Origin of the sequence: Chryseobacterium sp. (assembly GCF_022712095.1) — a bacterium.
GTDB lineage: Bacteria > Bacteroidota > Bacteroidia > Flavobacteriales > Weeksellaceae > Chryseobacterium.
In genome coordinates this window covers 1-8138 of sequence record NZ_JALAHD010000243.1, presented here as the reverse complement: position 1 = coordinate 8138, position 8138 = coordinate 1, and the positions used below count along the sequence as shown (strand labels likewise).

Sequence of the window (8138 nt, the reverse complement as noted above, 5' to 3'; positions counted from 1 at the left end):
TCTTTGAAAAACTTTTTCTGAGAATCAAAAGCAATATCCTCCAGATTAAGTTCATGTAAAGGAATCCACTGAGCCTCTGAAATTTCAGAAAGCTCAAGATTCACTTCAAATTTTTCTGAAACCCTGTATTCGTAGAATAAATCAATGGTATTATAATCGATTTCTTTGTATTGATATACATTGGGTAAGCTCGCCAAATAAGTAAGTTTTGAAATATCAATATCCAATTGCAGTTCTTCAAATAGCTCCCTTTTACATGTTTCTTCCGCACTTTCTCTTGGATCAACGAAACCTCCGGCCAGATCAAGTTTTCCCTTTTTAGGATCTCTGTTTCTTTTGGTTAGGTAGATTTCATTTTCGTATCTGATTACAACAGCTACAGCTCCGGCTACGTTATTATATAATGTAAAATTACAATTGGGACAACTCCATTTTTTTTCACCATCCCAATGCAAGGATTCTTTACCACAATTAGGGCAATATTTCAGTACTTTCATTTAAGCATTAATGTTTCTCGGGTGATAGTTAAGTATCACATCCCGAAGTTCTTCGGTCTTCAGGTGGGTATAAATTTCAGTAGTTGTAATACTTGAATGTCCCAGCATTTCCTGAATGTAACGCAAATCTGCTCCATTCTGTAACAAATGAGTAGCAAAAGAGTGTCTGAAGGTATGCGGAGATATTTTTTTACTTATACCAGCCTTATCAGTAAGTTCCTTAATGATAAGGAAAACAATTACTCTGGACATGGAAGTTCCTCTACTATTGAGGAATAACCAGTCTTCATATTTTTTGTTGATCTTACTTTTTGGACGTACCTCCAATATGAAGTCTTTCAATAATTTCGAAGTGTATTCAGCTAAAGGAACAAACCTTGCTTTATTTCCTTTTCCGTCTACTTTAATATAATGTTCTTTGAAATTGATGTTTGAGATCTTCAAATCAATAAGTTCGGATACACGGAGTCCACATCCGTAGAGAACCTCAATAATACATTGGTTTCTCTTACCCAGATCCGAATTGATCTCTATAGCCTCAATAATTCTATTGATGTCTATGAGGCTCAATGTATCCGGTAGATACAAACCTAGTTTTGGTCCTTCAAGCAATGTTGCAGGATTATCTTCTCTTGCTTCGTCTTCAACTAAGAATTTGAAAAAAGCTTTTATGGAAGAAATCCATCTTGCTTGTGAGCGTTCACTGAACTTCTGTTTAGAGAGCATAAAAATATACTCCTGTAAGTTCTCATATGCGATTTTATCTGGTCCGACATTCTCCAGATATTCTTCGGCATATTCTTTCAATTTTCTGATGTCCCTAATATAGGCATCAAGAGTGTTTTCTGAAAAATTTCTTTCGAAACGAAGAAAGATTTCAAAATCCCTAATTTTTTCATCCCAAGTCATTTGTGTTATTTTTTTAATTCACAATCCGATATTTGTATTATTTCAATGTTATGGTTTCTTAAGAATGATATCCCATCATCATCCGAATACTCATTGATGTAGACAAGTCTGGAAATTCCCGCCTGTAAAATGAGCTTGCTGCATTCTTTGCATGGTGAAAGCGTTAAATATAACGTTGCACCTTTAGCAGATTGGGTTGAGCTTGCTAATTTTAATATTGCATTGGCCTCTGCATGCAATACATACCAGTGTGTTTTTCCATTGTCATCTTCACAACAATTTTCAAAACCCGATGGAGTACCATTGTAACCATCTGAAATAATCATCCTATCTTTTACGATAAGAGCTCCTACTTGTTTTCTTTTACAGTAGGATAGCTTTGCCCACTCCAGGGCCATTTTTAGATAAGCTTTGTCAAACTTATTATACAGCATCATTGTTATTTCGAAATAATTTTTTATAATTTTTAGAAGTTGGGCTTTCTTTTTTCAAGGAAAGCAGAAACTCCTTCTTTTTTATCATCCAATTCAAAAAGCTCCCCGAAATATCTAATTTCAGTGGTAAATCCTTTATCAGTGTCTGATAAGTTTACGGCATTTATCGCTCTCGATATTGCCATGGGTGAATTTCTGGAAATTATACCGGCTAATTCTTTAGCCTTCAATAATAAATCCTCTATAGGGTATACTTCATTAACTAATCCTATCTCTTTGGCTCTTTGAGCCGGAATCATTTTCGCTGAGAAGATGAGCTCATTAGCGAGCCCTTTTCCAACAAGCTTAGGCAGCCTTTGTGTTCCTCCGTAGCCGGGAATCAATCCCAACGTAACCTCAGGAAGTCCAAGCTTAGCGTTTTCTGAGGCATAGCGAATATGACAAGACATTGCCAGTTCCAAACCACCGCCCAAAGCAAACCCGTTTACTGCTGCAATCACCGGTTTAGACATATTTTCAATTTTATTAAATAAAATGTCTTGTCCCTTTCTTGCCAGTTCTTCAGCTTGCTGTGTTCCAAAATCAGAAAATTCCTTTATATCTGCCCCTGCAACAAATGATTTCTCACCGCTTCCGGTAATAATAATTACCCTGCAGGATTGGTCTGAATTTAATTCATCTAATACAAGACTGAGTTCCTTAATTGTTTTAGCATTTAAAGCATTTAAACTTTCAGGCCTATTAATGGTAATAATTGATACTTTATCCTCTTTTACTAATAATATATTTTCGTAACTCATCTTTTGTATTAAATTATTGTGGCAAATTATGAAAAAAAATTAAGAAAATAGGAAAAAATACCAACTTTTTCCTATTTTCTCAAATAATATTATTGATATTCTTATTTAAAATGGTTCATCATATTTGCGTCAATATTGATGCCTAACTGTGATGCCACTTTCATGCCAAGCTCAATATTAGCTCTGAAAAAATGACAGATTTGCCGATTTATAATCTCCTCTTTCTTAGGTCCGTTGATCCCCTTCATGCTTTCCACAATGTTATGAATAAGATGCTCCCTGTCCTCAGCATTCATTGCTTTGGTATAAAGAAGACCCGGTTGAGTATAATGATCATCATCATTCTCATTTCTGTTATAATTGGCTACGTGCGTGCTATCCAGTTCGTATTCAAAGTTTTTATATGATGAGTCTGGTTGGATATCATCAAAACTGTTGGGATGGTAGTTAGGCTGATCTCCATAATCTTTGGAATCTGCCATAAATCCGTCACGCTGATAATTATTAACAGCAAATGGACATCTATTAACTTCCAATTGGTGGGCATTGACTCCGACTCTGTAACGGTGTGCATCCGGATAAGAAAATAATCTTCCCTGAAGCATTTTATCAGGAGAGAAGCTGATTCCGTTAATCAGGTTCGATGGAGAGAATGTAGATTGCTCTACATGGGCAAAATAATTTACCGGTATTTCATTGAGCTCCATTTCTCCTACTTCTATAAGAGGGAAGTCACTCTGGAACCAGACTTTAGTCACATCAAAAGGGTTCCATCTGAATTCTTTTGCCTGCTCTTCCGTCATGACCTGAATGTACATGGTCCATTTAGGAAAATCTCCGTTTTCAATAGCATTACAAAGATCTTCCTGTGCAAAATCAGGGTTTTCACCAGCCATTTTTATAGCTTCTTCGTTAGTAAAGTTCTTAATTCCCTGTTTTGTTTTGATATGGAATTTAACCCAAGTTCTTTCGTTGTTTTCATTAATCATGGAGTAGGTATGAGAACCAAATCCATGCATGTGTCTGTATCCGTGGGGAGTGCCTCTGTCAGACATCAGAATAAGCACCTGATGAAGAGATTCAGGATTTAAACTCCAGAAGTCCCACATCATAGTAGCACTTTTTAAATTGGTTTTAGGTACTCTTTTTTGAGTATGGATGAAATCAGGGAACTTTTTAGCATCTTTAATGAAGAATACCGGCGTATTGTTTCCAACCAAATCCCAATTTCCATCCTCCGTATAAAATTTCAAAGCAAAACCGCGAGGATCTCTGGCGGTATCAGCACTTCCTTTTTCTCCTCCTACAGTAGAAAAACGGGCAAACATGCGGCAGCTATTACCTGCTTTCGAGAATAATTTTGCTTTGGTGTATTTTGAAATATCGTGTGTTACTGTGAACTTTCCATATGCTCCACTACCTTTAGCGTGGACAATCCTTTCCGGAATTCTTTCTCTCACAAAGTGAGCCAGATTTTCCTGCAATATAAAATCCTGTAAAAGAACCGGACCTCTTGTTCCTACCGTTTGAGAATCCTGATGTTCAAAATAAGGGGCTCCGTTACTTAATGTTAATTTTTTAGAATCCATATAGTTATGATTTGAATGATTGCGAATCTTCGAGAGCAGGCAATATATTTAATAATTATCAAATTTACTCGAATTTTTGATTGCTTATAACAAAAACATTATATCTTTGTAATAGATAATATTAATCAGATGAACATTCAGCAATTGGAATATCTTATCGCTGTCGATAAGTATAAGCATTTTGGTAAAGCAGCTCAAGCATGCTTCATTACGCAACCTACATTAAGTGCAATGATACAGAAATTTGAGGATGAACTGGATGTAAAGGTTTTTGACAGAACAACTCACCCTATCAGAACAACAGATGTAGGGCTTCAGATTATCGATCAGGCTAAAGTAATTATAGAGTCTGTAAATGAACTGAAGAATAAAGCTAATCTGCTAAATAATATTCTGGGAGGAACAATTAATATCGGAATTATTCCTACCGTATCTTCATTTATTTTGCCTACTGAAATTTTCCAGTTTTTGAAAGATAACCCGAAAATTCAGATGAATGTGAAAGAGATGACAACTGATAACATCATCAAAGCTCTAAAAGCTGGTGAACTTGATGCTGGAATTATTTCTACACCATACGATACTGCTGATGAATTCTATCAGGAGTTCCTGTTCAATGAAGAACTTATGCTTTATAGTTCTGATACGGAAACTAAGAAGAACTCTTATATTATTCCGGAAGAATTGAATGTTGAAAAGGTATGGCTTTTGGAAGAGGGAAACTGTCTGAGAAGTCAGTTTGAAAATATCTGTCATCTGAAAGAAAATACCTTGAAACCAAAAAATCTTGATTTCCTGGCCTCCAATATTCAGACACTTGTCCATATGGTGGATAAAGTAGGAGGGATAAGTATATTGCCTGAACTGGCTTTAAGCCAGCTTTCCGAGGAACAGAAGAAAAAGGTATACAGGTTTAAGAAGCCCTTCCCATATAGAGAGATCAGTATTATTTATTATAAACCTACATTTAAACAAAAGATTATTGATGAGCTAAGTGCTTCTATTCAGAATTCTTTGAAAGGAAGACTTAATTATAATGAGAATCCTAAAGAATATGTGAGTGTTAAGCCTCAATAATGTCGAACAGATCATATCTTATATTATAAATAATCATAAATAGTAAGATAAATTTTTAAGTATTAAAAATAGTACTTAACTTTGCACTGTTTATGAAATGAGGAAAAATTTGACCTGATTGCAACCTCTGTAAAAAAAGCTAAAACAGTATTTCTTTTGAGCTTTCTGGGTATTTCTACAAATTTTCTTCTTAATTTTAATTTAAAATAAAGAATTAATATGTCTTATTTATTTACGTCTGAATCAGTTTCAGAAGGGCATCCGGATAAAGTTGCCGATCAGATATCAGATGCTTTAATTGACCATTTTTTAGCCTATGATAAATCTTCGAAAGTAGCATGTGAGACATTAGTGACTACGGGGCAGGTCGTTTTGGCAGGAGAGGTAAAGTCTGATGCTTACCTTGATGTTCAGAGTATTGCACGTGAAGTGATCAACGGAATTGGTTATACGAAAGGAGAATATATGTTTAATGGCGATTCTTGTGGTGTTATTTCTGCTATCCATGAGCAGTCTCCTGATATTAATCAGGGAGTTGACAGAGCTGTATCAGATGAGTCTTTTGAAAGTAAGGCAAATGCTCAGGGAGCTGGTGACCAGGGAATGATGTTCGGATATGCTACGAATGAGACTGCTAACTATATGCCGCTTGCCTTAGATCTAGCTCATACGATTCTTAAAGAACTTTCTGATGTAAGAAGAGAAAATAAAGAAATCGGTTATTTACGTCCTGATGCTAAAAGCCAGGTGACCATTGAGTATTCTGATGACCATAAACCAATCAGAATTGATTCTATCGTAGTTTCTACTCAACACGATGATTTCGGAACAGAAGAAGTAATGCTTGAAAAAATTAGAGAAGATATCAAGAATATTCTGATTCCACGAGTAGTGGCTAAGCAAAGTGATGATATTAAAGCGTTATTTAATGATCAGATTAAGTATCATATTAACCCTACAGGAAAATTCGTAATTGGAGGTCCTCACGGAGATACGGGTCTTACAGGCAGAAAAATTATTGTAGATACTTATGGTGGAAAAGGAGCGCACGGAGGTGGTGCTTTTTCAGGTAAAGATCCATCTAAAGTAGACAGAAGTGCTGCTTATGCTACAAGGCATATTGCTAAGAACCTAGTAGCTGCTGGAGTTGCAGATGAAGTTTTGGTACAGGTTTCTTATGCTATCGGTGTTGCAGAGCCTTGTGGTTTATATATCAATACCAATGGAACAGCAAAGGTAGACCTGCATGACGGAGAAATTGCTAAAAAAGTCTCTTCTATTTTTGATTTGAGACCCTATGCTATTGAGCAGAATCTTAAATTAAGAAATCCTATTTATCAGGAAACCGCTTCTTACGGACATATGGGTAAAGAGCATTATAAAGCCGATAAGACTTTCAATAAGGGACATAAAAATGAGCTTACTATCAAAGACCTTGAGTTCTTTACCTGGGAAAAACTTGATAAAGTAGATGAAATTAAAGCCGCTTTTGGAATTTAATTTTTTCTTTTAATATAATAAGCTGCTTTATCTTTAACCGGATAGAGCAGTTTTTTTTAAATTTACGTCAATTTAAATTTGAGATGATGAACCTTAGACTTGTAGTATTTATTGTTTCCCTCTTTCTTTCGTGTACTTTTATGAAGGCGCAATATACGATGCATACCTTGGTGAGTGCAGGGTATGTGTATCAGAATCAGAGTTTTGGAGAATTAGGAGGTAAGTTGCTATTTCTGAAAAATGATGATGTAATATATAGACTTGGAGGCTCTGCTCTGATGGGTTCCACCTATTCCGAATTTGCTATCATGCCTAAATTGCAGGCTGATGTTTTGCTTAATTTTGAAAAAGATGTGGATTTCTATCATTCTTATTATTTTCTTATAGGGGCAGAAGGGACTACCAAATATATTGCTCCCAAAGTAGGTGTTACGCTCTTTGGGATTTTAGACCTTACAGCGGGCTATGCTTTTCCTGTAGGAAATGCAGAGCTCAACGGGAAACAGCTCAAAGGTGTAAATGTTAACTTGACACTGAATATCCCGACTGTCTTCATTCATGATATGTTTAAGTGATTTTTCTTAATATATTTTTATAAAAATTTAATAAATGATTAACAGTTGTTAATTTTTTTTTATATTTACATCCGTAAACCGTATTCGCCTATTGATTTAACTCTACTCTTAAAACTGTTTTGTTTTTACAGCTAACACCAAGTAGTATGCTTGGACAAAGAAGATTGTACACAAATAATATAAAGAGAAGAAAGTTATGAAATCAGAAACGGATAGCTTATTGATTTCTCGTTACCAGGAAGGAGACGAAGAAGCCTTATCAATACTTATTCATCGTTATCAAAAAGAACTTTTCACATTTATTTTTTATAAAATTAATGATGAAGATCTTGCCAATGATGTTTTTCAAGATACCTTTATGAAGATTATTATAATGCTTAAAGAGAAGCGTTATAATGAAGAAGGTAAATTTATCCTTTGGGCAAAAAGGATCGCTTATAACCTTATTATTGATCATTTCAGGGTGAAATCCAAGAATGTTAAAGTATCAGAAACTACATTTGAAAGTGATGAGTATTCTATTTTTGATTTACTCAGGGATCCCTCTGAGAATATTGAAGATCAGCTCGTTACTAACCAGATACAGAGTGATTTAATGAAAATGCTGCAGTATCTTCCTCAAAATCAGCAGGAAGTAATTAAATTACGTTTTTTTGACGGCTTAAGCTTTAAAGAAATTGCGGACCATACGGATATGAGTATTAATACTACTTTAGGAAGAGTGAGATATGCTCTTATTAATCTTAGAAAAATAATG

General features: G+C 35.1%; 9 protein-coding genes. 4 read left to right on the top strand and 5 right to left on the bottom strand.

The window, feature by feature from the left end; translation table 11 throughout:
* The 5 genes from Q0A18_RS12790 to Q0A18_RS12770 form a co-directional block, all read right to left on the bottom strand.
* The coding region (locus Q0A18_RS12790; RefSeq protein WP_292010541.1) for an NUDIX domain-containing protein at window positions 1-497 on the bottom strand (497 nt) is incomplete at its 3' end.
* Window positions 498-1406, bottom strand: coding sequence for a site-specific tyrosine recombinase XerD (gene xerD, locus Q0A18_RS12785; RefSeq protein ID WP_292010540.1), 909 nt, complete (start codon window positions 1404-1406; stop codon window positions 498-500). It lies immediately after the preceding gene.
* 5 nt (window positions 1407-1411) lie between these two features.
* Window positions 1412-1843: a dCMP deaminase family protein gene (locus Q0A18_RS12780; RefSeq protein WP_292010539.1), complete on the bottom strand. Its 432-nt coding sequence runs from the start codon at window positions 1841-1843 to the stop codon at window positions 1412-1414.
* Window positions 1844-1872: 29 nt separating this feature from the next.
* Complete coding sequence (locus Q0A18_RS12775) at window positions 1873-2640, bottom strand: enoyl-CoA hydratase-related protein (protein ID WP_292010538.1); 768 nt, start codon at window positions 2638-2640, stop codon at window positions 1873-1875.
* A 101-nt stretch (window positions 2641-2741) separates the two neighbouring features.
* The gene (locus Q0A18_RS12770) at window positions 2742-4229 is read right to left on the bottom strand and encodes a catalase (RefSeq protein ID WP_292010537.1); all 1488 of its coding nucleotides are present in this window, start codon (window positions 4227-4229) and stop codon (window positions 2742-2744) included.
* Window positions 4230-4358: 129 nt separating this feature from the next.
* Here Q0A18_RS12770 and Q0A18_RS12765 point away from each other — a divergent pair, with 129 nt between their 5' ends.
* From Q0A18_RS12765 to Q0A18_RS12750, 4 genes are all read left to right on the top strand, one after another.
* Entirely contained in the window at window positions 4359-5306 is a 948-nt protein-coding gene (locus Q0A18_RS12765; RefSeq protein ID WP_292010536.1) for a LysR substrate-binding domain-containing protein, read from the top strand.
* A gap of 219 nt (window positions 5307-5525) precedes the next feature.
* Complete coding sequence (gene metK, locus Q0A18_RS12760; protein WP_292010535.1) at window positions 5526-6806, top strand: methionine adenosyltransferase; 1281 nt, start codon at window positions 5526-5528, stop codon at window positions 6804-6806.
* A gap of 83 nt (window positions 6807-6889) precedes the next feature.
* The gene (locus tag Q0A18_RS12755) at window positions 6890-7381 is read left to right on the top strand and encodes a hypothetical protein (RefSeq protein WP_292010534.1); all 492 of its coding nucleotides are present in this window, start codon (window positions 6890-6892) and stop codon (window positions 7379-7381) included.
* 196 nt (window positions 7382-7577) lie between these two features.
* A partial coding sequence (locus tag Q0A18_RS12750) for a sigma-70 family RNA polymerase sigma factor (RefSeq protein ID WP_292010533.1) occupies window positions 7578-8138 on the top strand: 561 nt, incomplete at its 3' end.